The organism is Klebsiella sp. 7-CIP_Kleb. (genome assembly GCF_050378655.1).
Classification (GTDB): domain Bacteria; phylum Pseudomonadota; class Gammaproteobacteria; order Enterobacterales; family Enterobacteriaceae; genus Klebsiella; species Klebsiella quasipneumoniae.
The window spans coordinates 194,544-213,474 of the sequence record NZ_JBNRLJ010000007.1 but is presented as its reverse complement, the minus strand read 5'-3'; the positions used below and the strand labels follow the sequence as shown (position 1 = coordinate 213,474).

At 57.7% G+C, this 18,931-nt stretch carries 24 protein-coding genes; 10 read left to right on the top strand and 14 right to left on the bottom strand.

Translation table 11 applies throughout. The annotated features are described in order from the left end of the window. A complete protein-coding gene (locus tag ACQUTI_RS21455) occupies positions 1-372 on the bottom strand; it encodes a winged helix-turn-helix transcriptional regulator (protein ID WP_004206475.1) in 372 nt (123 codons plus the stop codon). 90 nt (positions 373-462) lie between these two features. Here ACQUTI_RS21455 and ACQUTI_RS21450 point away from each other — a divergent pair, with 90 nt between their 5' ends. The 4 genes from ACQUTI_RS21450 (at position 463) to ytfE (ending at position 4,006) form a co-directional block, all read left to right on the top strand. Continuing rightward, on the top strand, positions 463-1,311 hold the full coding sequence (locus ACQUTI_RS21450; protein WP_048294053.1) for an SDR family oxidoreductase: 849 nt from the start codon (positions 463-465) through the stop codon (positions 1,309-1,311). 78 nt (positions 1,312-1,389) lie between these two features. Further along, positions 1,390-2,214, top strand: coding sequence for an AraC family transcriptional regulator (locus ACQUTI_RS21445; protein WP_004206473.1), 825 nt, complete (start codon positions 1,390-1,392; stop codon positions 2,212-2,214). A gap of 75 nt (positions 2,215-2,289) precedes the next feature. Further along, the gene (locus ACQUTI_RS21440; protein ID WP_004206472.1) at positions 2,290-3,261 is read left to right on the top strand and encodes a DMT family transporter; all 972 of its coding nucleotides are present in this window, start codon (positions 2,290-2,292) and stop codon (positions 3,259-3,261) included. 82 nt (positions 3,262-3,343) lie between these two features. Beyond that, a complete protein-coding gene (ytfE, locus tag ACQUTI_RS21435) occupies positions 3,344-4,006 on the top strand; it encodes an iron-sulfur cluster repair protein YtfE (RefSeq protein ID WP_004206471.1) in 663 nt (220 codons plus the stop codon). A 104-nt stretch (positions 4,007-4,110) separates the two neighbouring features. Here the strand turns inward: ytfE and cycA are convergent, their stop codons facing one another. Then, positions 4,111-5,514 carry a D-serine/D-alanine/glycine transporter gene (cycA, locus tag ACQUTI_RS21430; protein WP_004206470.1) on the bottom strand — a complete coding sequence of 468 codons (1,404 nt, stop codon included), beginning with the start codon at positions 5,512-5,514 and terminating at the stop codon, positions 4,111-4,113. Between the two features lie 305 nt (positions 5,515-5,819). Continuing rightward, the gene (gene fklB / locus ACQUTI_RS21425) at positions 5,820-6,440 is read right to left on the bottom strand and encodes an FKBP-type peptidyl-prolyl cis-trans isomerase (protein WP_002886687.1); all 621 of its coding nucleotides are present in this window, start codon (positions 6,438-6,440) and stop codon (positions 5,820-5,822) included. A gap of 219 nt (positions 6,441-6,659) precedes the next feature. On the opposite strand from fklB, the gene ACQUTI_RS21420 reads away from it, so the two are divergent. After that, the gene (locus ACQUTI_RS21420; protein ID WP_004206465.1) at positions 6,660-7,334 is read left to right on the top strand and encodes a LysM-like peptidoglycan-binding domain-containing protein; all 675 of its coding nucleotides are present in this window, start codon (positions 6,660-6,662) and stop codon (positions 7,332-7,334) included. 108 nt (positions 7,335-7,442) lie between these two features. Here ACQUTI_RS21420 and rplI read toward each other — a convergent pair whose 3' ends face one another. The 4 genes from rplI to rpsF are packed head-to-tail and all read right to left on the bottom strand — an operon-like array spanning position 7,443 to position 8,881. Beyond that, positions 7,443-7,892: a 50S ribosomal protein L9 gene (gene rplI, locus ACQUTI_RS21415; protein ID WP_004206464.1), complete on the bottom strand. Its 450-nt coding sequence runs from the start codon at positions 7,890-7,892 to the stop codon at positions 7,443-7,445. A 41-nt stretch (positions 7,893-7,933) separates the two neighbouring features. Further along, complete coding sequence (rpsR, locus tag ACQUTI_RS21410; RefSeq protein WP_000135199.1) at positions 7,934-8,161, bottom strand: 30S ribosomal protein S18; 228 nt, start codon at positions 8,159-8,161, stop codon at positions 7,934-7,936. Positions 8,162-8,165: 4 nt separating this feature from the next. Continuing rightward, entirely contained in the window at positions 8,166-8,480 is a 315-nt protein-coding gene (gene priB, locus ACQUTI_RS21405; protein WP_002885722.1) for a primosomal replication protein N, read from the bottom strand. Between the two features lie 5 nt (positions 8,481-8,485). Then, a complete protein-coding gene (gene rpsF, locus ACQUTI_RS21400) occupies positions 8,486-8,881 on the bottom strand; it encodes a 30S ribosomal protein S6 (protein ID WP_002885691.1) in 396 nt (131 codons plus the stop codon). A gap of 341 nt (positions 8,882-9,222) precedes the next feature. Here rpsF and ACQUTI_RS21395 point away from each other — a divergent pair, with 341 nt between their 5' ends. Together ACQUTI_RS21395 and ACQUTI_RS21390 are read left to right on the top strand one after the other, a co-directional pair. After that, positions 9,223-9,498 (top strand): DUF1471 domain-containing protein, encoded by a 276-nt coding sequence (locus ACQUTI_RS21395; protein WP_004206463.1) that lies wholly within the window; start codon positions 9,223-9,225, stop codon positions 9,496-9,498. A gap of 149 nt (positions 9,499-9,647) precedes the next feature. Then, positions 9,648-10,841, top strand: coding sequence for an MFS transporter (locus ACQUTI_RS21390; protein WP_032456882.1), 1,194 nt, complete (start codon positions 9,648-9,650; stop codon positions 10,839-10,841). Positions 10,842-10,904: 63 nt separating this feature from the next. Here the strand turns inward: ACQUTI_RS21390 and ACQUTI_RS21385 are convergent, their stop codons facing one another. From ACQUTI_RS21385 to ulaA, 6 genes are read right to left on the bottom strand one after another with little or no spacing between them, the layout of a single operon-like run. Further along, positions 10,905-11,591 carry an L-ribulose-5-phosphate 4-epimerase gene (locus tag ACQUTI_RS21385; protein WP_108433168.1) on the bottom strand — a complete coding sequence of 229 codons (687 nt, stop codon included), beginning with the start codon at positions 11,589-11,591 and terminating at the stop codon, positions 10,905-10,907. Next, the gene (locus ACQUTI_RS21380; RefSeq protein WP_017900591.1) at positions 11,591-12,445 is read right to left on the bottom strand and encodes an L-ribulose-5-phosphate 3-epimerase; all 855 of its coding nucleotides are present in this window, start codon (positions 12,443-12,445) and stop codon (positions 11,591-11,593) included. The genes ACQUTI_RS21385 and ACQUTI_RS21380 overlap by 1 nt, the downstream gene beginning before the upstream one ends. 9 nt (positions 12,446-12,454) lie before the next feature. Then, complete coding sequence (gene ulaD / locus ACQUTI_RS21375) at positions 12,455-13,105, bottom strand: 3-keto-L-gulonate-6-phosphate decarboxylase UlaD (RefSeq protein ID WP_008807179.1); 651 nt, start codon at positions 13,103-13,105, stop codon at positions 12,455-12,457. A 13-nt stretch (positions 13,106-13,118) separates the two neighbouring features. Then, complete coding sequence (ulaC, locus tag ACQUTI_RS21370; protein ID WP_023319570.1) at positions 13,119-13,586, bottom strand: PTS ascorbate transporter subunit IIA; 468 nt, start codon at positions 13,584-13,586, stop codon at positions 13,119-13,121. Between the two features lie 9 nt (positions 13,587-13,595). After that, positions 13,596-13,901: a PTS ascorbate transporter subunit IIB gene (gene ulaB / locus ACQUTI_RS21365; RefSeq protein ID WP_002885682.1), complete on the bottom strand. Its 306-nt coding sequence runs from the start codon at positions 13,899-13,901 to the stop codon at positions 13,596-13,598. Between the two features lie 12 nt (positions 13,902-13,913). Beyond that, a complete protein-coding gene (ulaA, locus tag ACQUTI_RS21360) occupies positions 13,914-15,314 on the bottom strand; it encodes a PTS ascorbate transporter subunit IIC (protein ID WP_108433166.1) in 1,401 nt (466 codons plus the stop codon). Positions 15,315-15,677: 363 nt separating this feature from the next. Here ulaA and ulaG point away from each other — a divergent pair, with 363 nt between their 5' ends. Beyond that, entirely contained in the window at positions 15,678-16,742 is a 1,065-nt protein-coding gene (gene ulaG, locus ACQUTI_RS21355) for an L-ascorbate 6-phosphate lactonase (RefSeq protein WP_048294047.1), read from the top strand. Between the two features lie 107 nt (positions 16,743-16,849). Beyond that, entirely contained in the window at positions 16,850-17,605 is a 756-nt protein-coding gene (gene ulaR / locus ACQUTI_RS21350; RefSeq protein WP_004206453.1) for an HTH-type transcriptional regulator UlaR, read from the top strand. Here the strand turns inward: ulaR and yjfP are convergent. After that, positions 17,602-18,318, bottom strand: a complete 717-nt coding sequence (yjfP, locus tag ACQUTI_RS21345) for an esterase (RefSeq protein ID WP_004206452.1) — start codon at positions 18,316-18,318, stop codon at positions 17,602-17,604. The genes ulaR and yjfP overlap by 4 nt on opposite strands. Before the next feature lie 209 nt (positions 18,319-18,527). On the opposite strand from yjfP, the gene bsmA reads away from it, so the two are divergent. Continuing rightward, on the top strand, positions 18,528-18,836 hold the full coding sequence (gene bsmA, locus ACQUTI_RS21340; RefSeq protein ID WP_428923360.1) for a biofilm peroxide resistance protein BsmA: 309 nt from the start codon (positions 18,528-18,530) through the stop codon (positions 18,834-18,836). The last annotated feature ends 95 nt before the right edge of the window (positions 18,837-18,931 follow it).

Sequence of the window (18,931 nt, the reverse complement as noted above, 5' to 3'; positions counted from 1 at the left end):
TCACTCCTCGTGGCTAGCCAGCACCGCCGGCAGATTAACCTCGATCCAGTCCGCCAGGGCCGCCACCTTCTCGCTCACCTGCAGGCCGAGCGGCGTCAGGCTATATTCAACGTGCGGCGGCACCACCGGATAAGAGACGCGGTCGATAAAACCATCCTGCTCCAGGGCCTGCAGCGACTGCGCCAGCATCTTTTCGCTGACCCCGCCCATTTTGCGCCGCAGATCGCTGAAGCGATGGGTTCCTTCGCGCAGCGCCACCAGAATCAACACGCCCCAGCGGCTGGTGACATGTTTAAGCACATCGCGCGACGGGCACTGTTCCGCAAACAAATTGCCATTGCGCAGTTTCTCGCTCAGCGTCGGTTCGGCCATTTTCACACTTACCTTTTTGTACGTACTTACTAAAAGTTAGTTAAGGTGTTAGCTTACCACAACTGCCACTAAACACGAAGGAGAAGACTAATGATCGCTCTTACCGGTGCCACCGGCCAGCTTGGCCACTACGTTCTGCAAGATCTGCTTAAAACCGTCCCTGCCGGCCAGATTGTGGCGATTGTCCGCAACCCGGCCAAAGCCCAGACTCTCAGCCAGCAGGGCGTTGTCGTCCGCCAGGCCGACTATAGCGACGAAGCGGCGCTGACCGCCGCGCTGCAGGGCGTGGATAAACTGCTGTTAATCTCCTCCAGCGAAGTCGGCCAGCGCGCCGTACAGCACCGCAACGTCATCAACGCCGCCAAAGCCGCTGGGGTGAAGTTCATCGCCTACACCAGCCTGCTGCACGCCGACACTTCGCCGCTGGGCCTGGCCGCAGAGCATATTGCAACTGAGCAGATGCTGGCCGACTCGGGTATCGCTTACGCCCTGCTGCGTAACGGCTGGTATACTGAAAACTATCTGGCCAGCGCGCCGCCGGCGCTGGAGCACGGCGTGTTTATCGGCGCCGCCGGCGAAGGTAAAATTGCCTCCGCTACCCGCGCAGATTATGCCGCCGCGGCCGCCCGCGTTATCGCCGGTGAAGGCCATGCAGGGAAAGTTTATGAACTGGCGGGTGATAACGCCTGGACGCTGAGCGACCTGGCTGCTGAGCTGAGCAAGCAAAGCGGTAAAAACGTGGTCTACCAAAACCTCAGCGAAGCCGACTTTGCCGCCGCGCTGAAAAGCGTCGGCCTGCCGGCGGGTCTGGCCGATATGCTGGCAGACTCCGACGTCGGCGCCTCGAAAGGCGGGCTGTTTGACGACAGCCGCACCCTGAGTACGTTGATCGGCCGTCCGACCACCTCCCTTGCCGAAAGCGTGAAAGGCATTCTGTAACCGCCCCTCTCAGCTTTTGCGGTTGCGTCCCGGCGGTTCCTCTCTCATATTGAAGAGATTAATCGTCGGGAGGCAGGCATGCAGGGCGTACCACCCCAATTTAGTGATGAAAAAGATCGCGCGCGCTTTCGCCATCTCGAACAGCTGCCCGGGGTAGAGCTTTACCACGCCCATATCTCCCGCTACGCCTTTGAACCCCATACCCACGAAGCTTTCGGCATTGGCGTGATTGAGCAGGGCGCCGAGCGCTTTCGCTACCGCGGCAGTCAGCACATTGCCGCCGCCAACGCCATTGTCACCATGAATCCCGACGAGCTGCACACCGGCGAAGCGGAAACCGCCGACGGCTGGCGCTACCGGATGATTTATCTGGAGCCCGACCGTCTGGAAGCCATCACCGGGGTGCGCGACTGGTGGTTCAGCGAGGTGGTTCGCGAGGATCCCCTGCGGTCCCGGCGGATTGGCCAGCTGATTTACGGTCTGTGGCACAGCGAAGATGCGCTGGCCCAGCAGGGAATGCTACTCGACCTCATCGACGCCTTCCGCCCTCTGGCCCACCATGCCTCGGCGCAGGGTGAGGCCGGGCATCGCTTCGACCGCGTGCGCGACTACCTGCATGATAACTATATGCGCCCCATCACCCTCGACGAGCTGGCGCAGGTGGCGGCGCTGAGCCCGTACCACTTTCAGCGCCAGTTTAAAGCCCACTATCACGTAACGCCCCATCAGATGCTGATGGCCATCCGCCTGTGGCGCGCCAAAGCGTTTCTCACCCACGGCATGCCCGCCGCCGAAGTGGCGATAGCCGTCGGCCTCACCGACCAGTCTCACCTGACCCGCGCCTTCACCCAGCGTTACGGCATTACGCCGGTACGCTATCAGAAGCAGGTCGCCAGGCGCTGATGCGCAATCTCATACAATATTCCCGCCCGGCCTCCTTCTACACTGCAGACAACAGTGATGACAATGGATGCAATGATGATTAGTGGTGTGTTGTATGCCCTGCTGGCGGGGCTGATGTGGGGTTTAATTTTCGTCGGGCCTTTGCTGGTGCCAGAGTATCCGGCGATGCTGCAGTCGATGGGACGCTATCTGGCGCTGGGTCTGATCGCCCTGCCGCTGGCATGGCTCGGGCGCGCGCGTTTGCGCCAGCTGAGCCGGAACGACTGGTGGACCGCGCTGGGTCTGACGATGATGGGAAATCTTATCTATTACGTCTGCCTGGCCAGCGCCATTCAGCGTACCGGGGCGCCGGTCTCCACCATGATTATCGGCACGCTGCCGGTGGTATTGCCGGTCTTCGCCAATCTGCTCTACAGCCAGCGCGACGGAAAGCTGCCATGGCGGCGCCTGTTTCCGGCGCTGGTCTGCATCGCCGTCGGCCTGATCTGCGTTAACGTCGCGGAACTGCGCCAGGGGCTGCCTGATTTTAGCCCGTGGCGCTACGGCTCCGGCATTGCGCTGGCGCTGGGGTCGGTGGTCTGCTGGGCCTGGTATGCCCTGCGCAACGCCCGCTGGCTTCGGGAGAACCCGCATCAACCGCCGATGATGTGGGCTACCGCTCAGGCGCTGGTGACGCTTCCGGTTTCGCTGGCCGGCTATCTCGCCGCCTGCGCCTGGCTGCACGGTCAGCAGGCCGGGTTCCCCCTGCCCTTCGGCCCGCGCCCGGCGGTGTTTATTACGCTGATGCTGGCCATCGCGGTGCTCTGCTCATGGGTCGGCGCGCTGTGCTGGAATATTGCCAGTCAACGATTACCGACGGTGATCCTCGGGCCGCTTATCGTTTTCGAAACCCTGGCCGGGCTTCTGTATACCTTTCTGTTGCGGCAAAGTTTACCGCCGCTGCTGACCCTGAGCGGTATCCTGCTGCTGGTGCTCGGCGTGGTCTCCGCCGTCCGCGCCAGGCCGGAAAAACCGACGTTGCAACCGCTGACGAACGAAAAAAAGTAGCCGGGCCCTATTAAGGGGTATTCCCTCGCCATAAAGATGCATTTAAAATACATCTTATATTCCTGATGACGAGGTAACTGCTATGGCTTTCCGTGACCAACCTTTAGGCGAGCTGGCGCTGACCATCCCGCGCGCCTCCGCCCTGTTCCGTCAATACGATATGGATTACTGCTGCGGCGGCAAACAGACGCTGGCGCGCGCCGCATCGCGCAAAGCGCTGGATGTCGCGGTGATTGAGGCCGAGCTGGAGAAACTGGCCGGGGAGCCTATCACCCGCGACTGGCGCGCGGCGCCTCTGGCGGAGATCATCGACCATATCATCGTTCGCTATCATGACCGGCACCGCGAACAGCTGCCGGAGCTGATCCTGCAGGCCACCAAGGTTGAACGGGTCCACGCCGATAAGCCGAATGTGCCGAAAGGTCTGACGAAGTACCTGACCATGCTGCAGCAGGAGCTCTCCAGCCACATGATGAAAGAGGAGCAGATCCTGTTTCCGATGATCAAACAGGGGATGGGCGCCCAGGCCGGGGGCCCGATCGGCGTAATGGAAAGCGAGCATGATGAAGCGGGCGAACTGCTGGAGGTAATCAAACATATCACCCATAACGTGACGCCGCCGCCGGAAGCCTGCACCACCTGGAAGGCAATGTATAACGGTATCAACGAGATGATCGACGATCTGATGGAGCATATCAGTCTGGAAAATAACGTGCTGTTCCCGCGTGCGCTCGCCGGTCAGTAAAGAAAAAGGCGCCCGCAGGCGCCCTCGACATTGTCCGTCTTATTTGGCCACTTTGAGTGGCCTTTTTTATGACGATCCGTTGCAAGCAACGTTAAAATTTTCGTTTATTTCGCCAGACGTTTTTTGCCGGCAAACAGCCAGCCCGCACCCAGCAGAACAAACCACAGCGGGGTGACCATCAGCGCTTCACGGGTATCATCTTCGAGGGTCAACAGCACCAGTACGAAGACGAAGAAGGCCATGCACACCCAGCACATTAATTTGCCCAGCGGCATCTTATACTTGGACTTCTCGTGCAGCTGCGGACGCTTTTTACGATAGACCAGGTAAGAGCAAAGGATAATCGTCCAGACGAACATGAACAGGATCGCCGACACCGTGGTGATCATGGTGAACGCGGCGATCACGCTCGGGTTGACCATCAGCATCACCACACCGCCCAGCAGGCACATGCAGGAGAAGGTTAAGCCCTTCGCCGGCACCGCACGCTTCGACAGCTTGGCGAACATCTTCGGCGCCTGACCATCCTGCGCCAGACCGAACAGCATACGGCTGGTGGAGAAGACGCCGCTGTTGGCTGAGGAGGCTGCGGAAGTCAGCACCACGAAGTTAATCAGGCTCGCCGCCGCCGGCAGACCGACCAGCACGAACAGCTCAACGAACGGGCTCTTGCTCGGCACCACGGAGCTCCACGGCGTCACCGACATAATCACAATCAATGCGAAGACGTAGAACATAATGATACGCAGCGGGATGGAGTTAATCGCCCGCGGCAGGGATTTTTCCGGGTCTTTGGTCTCAGCCGCAGTGGTACCGACCAGCTCAATCCCCACGAAGGCGAATACCGCAATCTGGAAGCCGGCGAAGAAGCCGCTCAGCCCTTTAGGGAACCAGCCGCCGTCATTCCACAGATGCGCGAAAGAGGCTTCGACGCCGGTCGGCGATTTAAAATGCATCATGACCATCACCAGGCCGACCACGATCAGCGCCACGATGGCGACGATTTTGATCATCGCGAACCAGAACTCCATTTCGCCAAACATTTTGACGGTGGCAAGGTTCAGGCCCAGCAGCAGCAGGATCACCGCCAGCGACGCGACCCAGTCGGAGAGTCCGGGAAACCAGAACTGCGCGTAGGCGGTGATCGCCACCACGTCCGCCATCCCCGTCACCACCCAGCAGAACCAATAGGTCCAGCCGGTAAAGTAGCCCGCCCAGGGGCCCAGCAGATCGGCCGCGAAGTCGCTGAAGGATTTATATTCGAGGTTCGACAGCAGTAATTCGCCCATGGCTCGCATAACGAAAAACAGCATAAAACCGATAATCATATAAACAAAAATAATGGATGGCCCGGCAAGGCTGATGGTTTTGCCAGAACCCATAAATAATCCAGTGCCGATCGCCCCGCCAATTGCAATCAGCTGAATATGTCGGTTTGTGAGATTTCGCCGTAGCGATTGTTCAGTCGGCTCCTGCTCGATAGCAGCGACTTTAACCTGATCTACCATGTGATTTCTTCCTGTTGTACCTGTCTGTGTTGTTCAGGCTCTGATGGCCTGTCGTCTGTCATTAACCCCAGCAAGGGCTAGTCGATATTAGGTAAGAATCGGAGGGATGAATACTATGATTTAGATATAATGTTAATTTTATGTTTAAAGTGAGTGTTATATCACTCATCTAACGCGAAATAGCTCACAAAAATACACCCATATGCGATGAATGCAAAACATAATTCCAATTAATTTTTAACTTAAGGATTTTACGCTATTTTTGTGGCTTCCCCCGCCGCTGGGGAAGAGGAAGCCTCTGCTGTTTAGATAATATCCAGCAGTTCAACTTCGAAGATCAGGGTGCTGAACGGAGGGATCGACGCGCCAGCGCCGCGCTCGCCGTAGGCCAGGTTGTGCGGGATGGTCAGTTCCCATTTGGAACCTACCGGCATCAGGGTCAGCGCTTCAATCCAGCCGCCGATTACGCCGGTCACCGGGAACTCTGCCGGTTCGCCGCGGGCGACGGAGCTGTCGAAGACGGTGCCGTCGATCAGTTTGCCGGTGTAGTGCACGCGTACGCGGTCGGTACGGGCCGGGATCGGGCCTTCGCCCTGGGTCAGCACGCGGAACTGCAGGCCGGACTCGGTGCTGTTCACACCCTCTTTCTCGCGGTTTTCATCAAGGTACTTCTGGCCGTCAGCGGCCATCGCCTGGAAACGCTCGCGACGCACGGCGTCGGCGCGCTCGTGGATTTCACGCAGCGCACGGTGGACGGCTTCTACCGGCACCTGCGGCTGGTTACCTTCCAGCGCATCGGCGATACCCGCCACCAACGCTTCCGGCAGCAGCCCCTGCAGGCCGGATTCGCTCAGCTGTTGTCCAACCTGCAAGCCGATACCGTAACTTGCCTGCGCTTCGATAGTGTCAAAAGTTGGGGTTGCCATCTTTGTTCCTTTTTTGGGTGATAAACATCAAGAGAAAAGCGTCCGGAAGCATAACAGCCATAGCGAAATGGGTAAAACTTTGTCGGCGGATGATGACAAATCTCAGCGAAAAAGAAACAATAGGCGGCATCAGGTTAACTTCACTTTGTTCCGGTCATCAGGACGTTAGCCATCTATACTCATATGCAGGATAAAAATATGCGGAGCAGGAGGAAAGCCATGCCCGGGCGCTTTGAACTGACATCTACCCTGGCGAAAATCTGGCACGCCCCGGATCATTTTCGCCTCCTGGACCCACTGCCCCCGATGCACCGCCGGGGAATTATCGCTGGCTTCCTGTTGGTTATCATCGGCATTCTGCTTCCCTCAGACGATAGCCAAAACCCGGCGTCCGCCAGCCGTGAAGCAAACCTGAATCTGCAGTCGCAGTCCCAGCCGCAAGCTGGCGGCAATCAGGCTGTTCCCCTGCCGCCGATCACCAATACGCCTACCGTGAGCGATGCCGACCAGATGGCACCGGTCGCCCCGGAGCCGATTCAGGATGAGCAACCGGACCAGGCGCAAACGCAGCAGCCCGCCGCCTCCCAGCCCTATCAATCCTCATCGCAGCAGTCCGCGCCGGGCATTGAGCAACAGTGGCGAACCTATCGCATCGAGTCAGGCAAAACCCTGGCCCAGCTGTTCCGCGATCATGGGCTGCCGGCCACCGACGTCTACGCCATGGCGCAGGTTGAAGGCGCTGGTAAACCATTAAGCACGTTGCAGAGCGGACAGACGGTGCAGATTCGGCAGAACGCCAACGGCGTGGTCACCGGGCTCACTATTGATACCGGCAATGGTCAGCAGGTGCTGTTTACCCGCCAGTCGAATGGCAGTTTTGTGCGTGCGCGCTAGCAGAGAAGACGACAGCGAGCGTTACGCCGCCGCAAAATGAAGGGCTCTGGAAAGCAAAACGCCGGCACAAGGCCGGCGGTTTGTTGTTACCAGAACGTCAGATGCCGATTACTCAGCAACCACGTTGATGATAACTTTAGCGAATACTTCGCTGTGAACCTGGAAGTCCACTTCGTGCTCGCCAACGTTACGCAGAACGCCGTTCGGCAGGCGAACTTCGCTCTTAGCAACTTTAACGCCTGCTGCAGTGACAGCGTCGGCGATGTCGCGAGTACCGATGGAACCGAACAGTTTACCTTCGTCGCCAGCTTTAGACGCGATGGTTACGGATTCCAGGGCGTTGATCTGCGCAGCACGAGCTTCAGCAGCTGCCAGAACGTCAGCCAGTTTGGCTTCCAGTTCAGCGCGACGCGCTTCGAAGAATTCAACGTTTTTCTTGGTAGCAGGAACAGCTTTACCCTGCGGGACCAGGAAGTTACGAGCATAGCCCGCTTTAACGTTAACCTGATCACCCAGGCTACCCAGGTTTGCTACTTTATCAAGCAGAATAACTTGCATTACCTTATCCTCTCAAAGTCGTATTAATGGACCGTGACCGATTACTGATGACGATCAGTGTACGGCAGCAGGGACAGGTAGCGAGCGCGTTTGATAGCGCGTGCCAGCTGACGCTGATATTTTGCACGGGTACCGGTGATACGGCTCGGGACAATCTTACCGCTTTCGGTGATGTAGTTTTTCAGCGTAGCGATATCTTTATAGTCGATCTCTTGAACGCCTTCCGCGGTGAAACGGCAGAACTTGCGACGACGGAAATAACGTGCCATATGGCTAGTCTCCAGAATCTATCAATTCAATCTGCTCGGCATGCAGAACCATTTTGCTCAAGCCGTTCTTTGCCTTATGGCAAGAGATGAACCCTCGAACGGTTACTGCGCTACCGACCGTTATACTGTGAGTAATGGCCTGGTTCTCGTGACCGCTAATAATAACGGGCATCTGACACCATGCCTGCCGGTGAAAACCGGCTTCCTCCTGCACTGAACGATGCTCAAGCACGAACTGGCAGTGAGGAATTCCTGACGGGCTGACCTTACGAAGTGGAGTCCTGCAAATAATGCCGGACAGCTCCAGACGGTTGGTCATCAGGATTACTCTTCAGAATCCCCAGCTTCAGAATCATCTGCGGTTTCGTTGGCGAAATCTTCGCGACGCTCACGGCGCTCGTCTTTCGCTTTAACCATCGGAGATGCTTCGGTAACAGCGTGCTTAGTACGCATTACCATGCTGCGGATAACGGCGTCGTTGAAGCGGAAGTTAGTTTCCAGCTCATCGATCGCTTCCTGCGGCGCTTCAACGTTCATCAGAACGTAGTGAGCTTTGTGCAGTTTGTTGATCGGATAAGCCAGCTGACGGCGGCCCCAGTCTTCCAGACGGTGGATCGTACCTGCTGCTGCAGTGATTGCACCAGTGTAACGTTCGATCATGCCCGGAACCTGTTCGCTCTGGTCAGGATGGACCATAAAAACGATTTCGTAATGACGCATCGAATTGCTCCTTACGGATTATTCAGCCTCCTGTCTGGGTCAGCCGCGGCCCATGGAGGCAAGGAACGTGTTAAAGGGCGGCTGAAAAATTGACGCGTCATTCTAATGGCGGCCCCCCAGGAACACAAGCGCATTTGCACAAATAATTCGCACTATGCGTCAAGTTGCGCTAAGTGGGTGATTTAAAATTAACCAGCAAAGGAAGCGGCATTTTTTTGAACAACTGCATCAGAAAAGGTCGCCATGCGACGAACGCGCAGCGATTACACTTATATCAAAGCCCAACGACCACAGGAGAGCCCCCGAGTCAGCGTCAGGACTGTCAGTCAGGAGCGTAGTATATGAAACTGAAAATCATCGCCATGATGGCTGCGCTTTTCTTCAGCGCCAACGCGCTGGCAGCTATCCAAATCACCGAACGACAGGCCCGCAACATGGACGACGTGCAGAGCCTCGGCGTTATCTATATCAATCATAATATGGCCACTGAGCACGAGGCTGAACAGGCCCTTAGCCAGCTGAGCGATGCGCAGGGGGCGAAATACTTCCAGCCCATCCTGATGCATGAACCAGAAACCAACGGCCCGCTTCGCGCCAGCGCGGTGATATACCGCTAACGCCGGGCCCATTCTTCGCCTCTCCTCGCGAGGGGCGAAGCGAAACCCTCACCTAAACGCAATTGAGAATTATTTTATAAATCGACTTATCAGCGTCATTGCAACCTGATTTAATCATCAGTCTGTTTTTTGATAATCAGGAGTAATGGATGGTTCCGCGTTTCGCCACCTTAGGCCGCATCCCCAAAGGCGTTTGGGTGCTCGGCGGCGTCAGCCTGCTGATGGATGTGTCGTCCGAGATGATCCACAGTCTCTTACCGCTGTTTATGGCCACCACCCTCGGCGCCAGCGTGATCATTATCGGTCTTATCGAGGGGCTGGCGGAAGCCACCGCCCTGATCCTGAAAGTCTTCTCCGGCGCGATCAGCGACTACGTCGGCAAGCGCAAAGGGCTGGCGCTGCTGGGCTACGGCCTGGGCGCGCTCAGCAAGCCGCTGTTTGCCATCGCCCCGACCGCCGGCGTGGTGTTTAGCGCCCGCATGATAGACCGCGTAGGCAAAGGCATTCGCGGCGCGCCGCGAGACGCGCTGGTCGCCGACGTCACCCCACCGGAGATCCGCGGCGCTGCCTACGGGCTGCGTCAGGCGCTGGATACCATTGGCGCCTTTCTCGGCCCGCTGCTGGCTGTGCTGCTGATGTTTCTCTGGGCCAACGATTTTCACGCCATATTCTGGGTGGCGGTTATTCCCGCCGTGCTCTCCATTCTCCTGCTGGGTTTTGGTCTGCAGGAGCCAAAATCCGCCATCGGTCATAAACGCAGTAATCCGCTGAAGCGCGAAAATCTGCAAAAGCTCTCCGCCGCCTACTGGTGGGTGGTCGCCATCGGCAGCATCTTCACCCTTGCCCGCTTCAGCGAAGCCTTTCTGGTGCTGCGCGCCCAGCAGATGGAGATCCCGCTGTTTACTATTCCGCTGGTGATGGTGGCGATGAACCTCGTCTACAGCGTTACGGCCTACCCGTTCGGCAAGCTCTCTGACAGCATGAGCCACAGCAAACTGCTGCAGTGGGGACTGCTGGTGCTGATCCTCGCCGATATCGTGCTGGCCCTCAGCGGCCACTGGAGCACGCTGCTGGTCGGGGTCGCGCTATGGGGAATTCACATGGGGATGACCCAAGGGCTGTTGGCGGCGATGGTCGCCCATACGGCGCCGCCGGAGCTACGCGGCACGGCGTTCGGTATGTTCAACCTGATGAGCGGCCTGGCGCTGTTGCTGGCCAGTACCTGCGCCGGAGTGCTGTGGGAAACCTTCGGCGCCGCTTCGACGTTTTACGCTGGCGCGATAATTTGCGTGGTCACGCTCATCGGCATGCGCGCTATGCCCTCAGCTTATCGTCAGGGCTAAAAAACAGCTCCGGGGCCAGACCAGTTGTTTCACCGTGACGGTGAAAGCCCCGGAGCGCGTCGTTTACTTCTGCCCGTAGTAGGCGTTCGGCCCGTGTTTACGCAGAAAATGTTTTTCCATCAGCCAGCTATCAATCGGCTGCAGCTGCGGATTAATGCCGCGGGCAATCCACGCCATGCGCGCCACCTCTTCCATCACTACCGCGTTGTGCACCGCCTCGTGGGCGTCTTTCCCCCAGGAGAACGGCCCGTGCTGATAGACGACGATCCCCGGCGTATGCAACGGGTTTGCCTCGCCCAGCGTTTCGATAATCACCTTCCCGGTGTTCAGCTCGTAGGCCTCATCCACCTCCTGCGCGCTAAGCGCCCGGGTGCAAGGGATATCGCCGAAGAAATAGTCCGCATGAGTGGTGCCGAGCGCCGGGATCGCCAGCCCCGCCTGCGCCCAGGCGGTAGCGTGCGTCGAATGGGTATGCACCACCCCGCCAAGGTCGGGATAACGGCGATAGAGCGCCAGATGGGTGGCGGTATCAGAGGAGGGACGCCAGCGCCCTTCCACCACGTGCCCCTGCAGATCAACCACCGACATGTCATCGACGGTCATTGACTCGTAGGCGATGCCGCTGGGCTTAATCACCACCAGCCCACGCTGCCGATCAATGGCGCTAACGTTACCCCAGGTAAAGGTCACCAGGCCGTAGCGCGGCAGATCCATATTGGCCTCGAACACCTGCTGTTTCAGTTGTTGCATTACGCCGCCTCCATCAGCCCGGCGCGGGCCATCCGCGCTTTCACCCAGTCGCGCGCCTTCGCCACTTCCGCTAGCGGATCCGCGCTGCTTTCACTCCACATCTCAATCAGATACGGGCCGCAGTAGCCGGTCTGTTTGAGGGTTGCGAAGCAGCGTTCAAAATCGACGACCCCTTCGCCGAACGGCACGTTTTTAAAGACGCCGGGCCGGGTATCTTTGACGTGCACCGCCACGATGTGCCCCATGCCGGCCTGCAGCTCCATCTGGACGTCGTTATCCCACGCCGACAGATTGCCGATATCGGGATAAAGCTGGAACCACGGATTATTCAGGTAATGGGCGTAGCCCAGCGCTTTGCTGATCGAGTTCATCAACGGGTAGTCCATAATCTCCATCGCCAGGGTTACCTGGGCCCGGCTGGCCATCTCGACGCTCTCTTTCAGGCCATCGCGGAAGCGGCGCCGCGTCTCATCGTTCGCCTGCTGGTAATAGACGTCGTAACCTGCCAGCTGGATCACCCGGATCCCGACATCCTGCGCCAGCTGGATGGCTTTGCGCATGATTTCCAGCCCCTGAAGACGCACCGCGTCATCTTCGCTGCCCAGTGGAAAACGGCGATGGGCGCTCAGGCACATCGATGGCACCCGGACGCCGGTTTCGGCCACCGCCTTGACCAGCGCCAGACGCTGCTCCGGGCTCCAGTCCAGCCGCGCAAGGCGAGCGTCCGTTTCATCGAGGGACATTTCCACAAAATCAAAGCCCAGCGCTTTCGCCAGCTTTAGCCGCTCCAGCCAGCACTCCCCGGCGGGGAGCGCTTTTTCATAGATGCCGAGCGGAATTTGTTTCGCCAACATAGCCGCTCCTTAACCCCACAGCTGGGCGATAGAGCGTTTAAACTGGCGCGCCGCTTCCACCGGCGAAGCGGCATCGCGGATGCTGCGCCCGGCAATAAAGACGTGGATGGGGATGCCAGCGAACAGCGGCAGGTCCTCCAGCGCCAGGCCGCCGGTGACGGTCACTTTGAAGCCCATATCGGACAGACGCTTAATTGCGCTGATATCCGCCTCGCTCCACGCCACGCCCGCCGCCTGCGCGTCGCGGCTGCGGTGATAGACCACCTGCTGGATGCCCGCCTCGCGCCATGCCTGCGCCTGCTCCCAGGTCCAGAAGCCGGTTAGCTCGATCTGAACGTCGCCGTTGAACTCTTTGGCGACATCCAGCGCCCCTTTGGCGGTATTGATATCGGCGCAGCAGATCACCGTGACCCAGTCGGCGTTGGCTTCAAAGCACATCCGCGACAGAATCTTGCCGGCGTCGGCGATTTTGGCGTCCGCCAGCACAATTTTATGCGGGTACAGCGCTTTCAGATCGCGCACCGCACGCACCCCTTCCCCGACGCAAAGGATGGTGCCGACTTCAATGATATCCACCTCTTCGGCGATCAGGCGGGTGGTCTCGTAGGCGCTGGCCAGCGTTTGGTTGTCCAGTGCGACCTGTAACATAGGTAATGACATGATAGTGTTCCTTTTAAACAGCCGCCGCGGTGGCGTTTTTAATTAAATCCAGCACTTCCTGCTCGCTGCGGCAGGCGCGTAAACGGTCGAAATTGGCTTCATCATCAAACAGATTAACGATCTGCATGATGCCCACCTCCTGGTGAGTGGTGGCGTCAACCGCCGCCATGGTGATCAGAATGTCGACCGGGTCATTATCTTCGTGGTTGAAAATCAGCGGTTTTTTCAGGGTCACCAGCGCAAACCCGGTTTTCCTGACGCCCTCTTCCGGCCGCCCGTGCGGCATCGCCAGCCCGGGGGCGATCACAAAATAGGGGCCGTGCTCGGCCACGCCGTCGAGAATGGCCTGGTAATAGCGCGGTTCCACGACGTCGGCGGCCACCAGCAGATCGACGCCGATTTTTACCGCCTCCTGCCAGGTTTCCGCTTCCGCCTGCAGGCGGATGGAGTGGTTCTGCGCCAGCGATTCATGAAGTTTCATGGCCGCTCCTTATTTCACGTCCTGCGGGAAGTGAGCTTTAATCACCTCCAGCAGCTTGGGACCGAAATCCGCTGGCGAAAGCATGTTACGCACGCCCACCACATGTTTATTACCGGAGACGGTAATCTCCCCCGCGATATGGGTTGAAGCGATGATGATATCCGCGCCGTTCAGCTCGCTTTTGTATTCACCTACCGCGCAGCTGTTTACCGTGTGGTCGATGTTGGATTGCGTCAGAAACTGGTCCACCTTCATTTTCATGATCATGGAACTGCCTTGCCCGTTACCACACACAGCCAGAATACGTACGGTCATAATCAGAACTCCTTATTGGGCAGAGGCCTCTGCCAGTTTTTTTTCCGCGTCCTCCTCGGCGCGCAGCGCGCGGCCGGCGAAGAACATATAAGCCAGTGCAATCAGGATGATGACGGCCATAAACGCCAGCCCGACGGAGGCGAAGCCCTGCATCATCGGCGGCGCCAGAATCGACCAGTCCGCCATCCCCATCCAGGCGCTCATGCCGGTGAGTTTCACCGCCCATACGCAACCGAATATTTCAATCATGCCCATCACCAGGCAGATCTTGAGCGCCGCGCGCCAGCCGCCAAAGTGGTTGGCAAAAACGCCAATCGTCGCGTTGGAGAAGAACATAGGGATAAAGCCTGGAATAATCAGAATCGGGGAGCCGACGCCGACCAGAATGCCGACGGCAATCAGCTGACCGATGGTGCCCCACATAAAGCCCCAGACCACCGCATTCGGCGCGAAGCTATAGATAGCGGCGCAGTCGATCGCCAGCACCGCCCCGGGGATCAGACGCTGCGAGATACCGTTGAAGGCTTCGGACAGCTCGGCGACGAACATCCGCACGCCCTGAGTGATGATGAAAATCGCCACCGCGAAGGAGAAACCGGTCTGCAGGATATAGACCGTCCAGTGGGTTTTACCCGCCATCGCCTGCACCACGTCAATGCCGAAAGAGAGCAGGATCGCACCGAAGAAGATAGTCATCACAATCGCGGTGGAAACGATGTTGTCGTGGAAGATGTTCAGCCAGCCGGGCAGCTTGAGGTCTTCGACGCTCTCCTCTTTTTTCCCCAGCCAGGGCGCCACTTTGTAGGCAATCCACGAGGCGAACTGCTGCTGGTGCCCGATAGAAAAACCGCAGCCGTCGGTGACCAGCTGAGTAGGCTTGTACATCATATTGGAGGTAATGCCCCAGTAGAGTGACACCAACACCGCGGTGCAGATGATGGTGGTCCACATGGAGTAGCCGAAAATAAAGAACGAGACCGCAATCAGCCCCGCCTGCTGAAACATGATATGGCCCGTCAGCATGATGGTGCGGATGCCGGTAATCCGGCGCAGCAGGACGTAACAGATATTCAGCGCCAGCGCCAGCAGCACCGCGTAGCCCACCCAGCTATAGGCCTCGCCCATCCGGTCGATGGTCGCCATCATCGAGGCATAGGTGTCAGAGATGGCGCCGTTAATGCCGTACACCTCTGACATTTTCGCCACCACCGGCTTAAAGGTGCTGGTGAGGATACCGGAGCCGGCTTGTAACAGCATGAAACCGATAATGGTTTTGATGGTGCCTTTGATAATCACGCTGACGCTTTTACGCAGCAGGATATAGCCCAGGCAGGTCACGATACCCAGCAGCAGCGGGGCATTAGTCATCACCTGATTAAAGAAAACGGTAAAGATGTTGTAGAGGATTGCCATAACACACTCCCGATGGTGAAGGCGCTGAACGCGCCTTACGCTCAGCATTTCTCGTTGCTCACTCTAATAATCAAAAATAATCACAACAAGATTAAATTTGATTAAATGTGACGCACACCGCAATAATCCTTTCCTTCACTCAGGTTATTTCCATTCATTTATAATGAAACATAAATAAACATTTTAAATCATATAGATAAAACAAAAACCAAGGCACGTAAGCTGTGAAAAAGATGGGAGATCATGCGTATCAGATCGCAAAAGGGGTGGAAAACATGGTTGCAATCCTGGAAGCACAGTGACAACATAAATCAAAACCAATCAAATAATGATTATTTTTGAAAATGCACGAGGAAGACCGCGATGAGTAAAGTACAGACCATCACCCGTGAATCATGGATCCTGAACACCTTTCCGGAATGGGGTAGCTGGCTGAATGAAGAGATTGAGCAGGAGCAGGTTGCGCCCGGCACCTTCGCCATGTGGTGGCTGGGCTGTACCGGCATCTGGTTGAAATCCGAAGGCGGCGCCAACGTCTGCGTCGATTTCTGGTGCGGCACCGGCAAGCAGAGCCACGGCAATCCACTGATGAAAACCGGCCATCAGATGCAGCGGATGGCAGGGGTGAAGAAGCTCCAGCCCAATCTGCGCACCACCCCGTTCGTGCTCGATCCATTCGCCATTCGCCAGATTGACGCGGTCCTCGCGACCCACGATCACAACGATCATATTGACGTCAACGTCGCCGCCGCCGTCATGCAGAACTGCCCGGCCGATGTGCCGTTTATCGGCCCGAAAACCTGCGTCGATATGTGGATCGGCTGGGGCGTGCCGAAAGCGCGCTGTATCGTCATGAAGCCCGGCGATGTCGTGAAGATTAAGGACATTGAGATCCACGCGCTCGACGCGTTCGACCGTACCGCGCTGATCACCCTCCCGGCGGATCAAAAAGCCGCCGGCGTGCTGCCGGACGGGATGGACCAGCGCGCGGTCAACTATCTGTTTAAAACACCGGGCGGCAACCTGTACCACAGCGGCGATTCCCACTACTCCAACTATTACGCGAAGCATGGCAACGAGCATCAGATTGACGTCGCCCTCGGCTCGTATGGCGAGAACCCGCGCGGGATCACCGACAAAATGACCAGCGCCGATATCCTGCGCATGGCAGAGTCGCTCAACGCGAAGGTGGTGATCCCGTTCCACCATGATATCTGGTCGAACTTTCAGGCCGATCCGCAGGAGATCCGCGTCCTGTGGGAGATGAAAAAAGATCGTCTGAAGTACGGCTTCAAGCCGTTTATCTGGCAGGTCGGCGGCAAATTTACCTGGCCGCTGGATAAAGACAATTTCGAATATCACTACCCGCGCGGCTTCGACGACTGCTTCACCATCGAGCCGGATCTGCCGTTCAAATCCTTCCTGTAAACCGCCTCCGGCAGGCACTGCCTGCCGGAAATACCCCGCCTGAGGGTTAGTATTTTCACATGATTTCAAATATCATCTTTGCCGTTCACTTTTAATCGGATTCGCTCATGACGGAAGCGCAAAGGCACCAAATTCTGCTGGATCTGCTCGCCCAAACGGGGTTTGTTACCGTAGAGCAGGTGATGTCGCGGCTCGGGATCTCACCCGCAACGGCCCGACGTGATATCAACAAGCTGGATGAAAGCGGCAAACTGAAAAAGGTACGCAATGGCGCGGAAGCCATTAGCGAGCAGCGCCCCCGCTGGACGCCGATGAATATCCACCAGGCGCAGAATCTGGATGAAAAAGTGCGTATTGCGCGCGCCGCTTCGCAACTGATCGCGCCGGGTGAGAGCATCGTCATCAACTGCGGCTCCACCGCCTTTCTGCTGGGGCGTGAACTGTGCGGCAAACCGGTGCAGATCATCACTAACTATCTGCCGCTGGCCAACTACCTGATCGACCAGGAACACGACAGCGTGATTATCATGGGCGGGCAGTACAACCGCAGCCACGCCATCACCCTCAGCCCCCACGGCAGTGAAAACAGCCTCTATGCCGGGCACTGGATGTTCACCAGCGGCAAAGGGTTAACCGCCGAGGGGTTATACAAAACCGATATGTTGACCGCCATGGCCGAGCAGAAGATGCTCAGCGTGGTCGGCAAGCTGGCGGTGCTGGTCGACAGCAGCAAGATCGGCGAGCGCGCCGGAATGCTATTCAGCCAGGCCGGGCAAATTGACGTGGTGATCACCGGCAAACAGGCCGATGCCGCGATCCTCAAGCAGCTTGAGGACCAGGGCGTCAGCGTGATCCGCGTTTAAAGATGCTGCTGAAAAAAGGCGACCGTCGTGGCCAGCGCCTCCGGGGTGATGCGATGGCGGACGCCTTTCTGCCAGACGCAGGTCAGCCTGGCTGCAAGGTCGCTCTGCCTGAGCGCTTGCTCAAGACGGAAGGTCTCTTCCGGCGGCACCACGTCGTCGGCATCGCCATGCCAGAGCAACAGCGGCCGCCGGGCGAGCGACGCCAGCTGATGGCTGACATCCCATTCGCTGAGGCTGTCGCCATCAAAGCCAGGCGAGGGAAACAGGGTTTGCGACAGCGAACGAAAATAGCCTGATCCCATCAGGCAGGCGACGCTGTTCAGCTCGGGATGGTGCGTCATGATACCCAGGGCCGTCATTCCCCCCATCGACGCCCCCGCCACCGCCAGTCGCTCTCCTTCCAGCCAGCCTTCGGCGATAATCGCCTCGCGCAGCGCGGGAAACTCGCTGAAATTCTGCTGCAGGATCGGCCAGAAGCGCTGCATCCGCCCGGTCTCATCACCGTGATAGCGCGCGCCATGCTCCGGCGCGTCCGGCATAATCACCCGGAAACCCGCCTGGGCCAGCGCCACCGCAAAGTAGCTGTAAACCAGTTTCGACGAGGTAAAGCCATGATAAAAGACGATACAGGGCAGTGGTTTGTCCAGACTCTCCTGCGGGCAGGCATGCAAAATTTCGCCACCGCCGAGGTTGCGCATTTCTAGTGCAATCATTTATCGTCTCCCTTCTCTATTGTGGTTAGGCGGCATGGGAAAATGCATTCACCAGGCAACCCAGTTTGCTACGATTCATAATGTTGAGAACCCGGTTACGCTTTCACAACATTTTCATTCGAAAATCGCGTCAGAGATAACAGTTCGGGAACATTCCCCGGAAATCCTGTTAAGGCTACCACTACACTATCACTATCAGGAAACGAGATATGGTTATGCGCAGGTTGTCTCCGTGGTTACTGGCTATCGTCCTCAGCGGGTGTAGTGCTCTGCAGGGAACGCCGGAAGCCCCGCCGCCCGCCACCGACCATCCGCAGGAGATCCAGCGCAACCAGACGGCTGGCCTGCAGAAAATGGCCACGGTGAGCGTACTGATTTACGGTTCGCCGATGGATGTCGAAGCGGCGCTGAAGGCCAAAGCAGAAGCGGCCAAAGCCGATTACTACGTCATCATCATGATCGATGACACCATGGTACCCGGCCAGTGGTATTCGCAGGCGATCCTCTATCGTCGATGACGAGGCGGCGTCTTTAAATCTGCTTTACACAGCTTTGCGTCCATTCACGTTCTCCTGTGCATAATAACGTTCGGCCAGCCACCTGGCAGGACGTT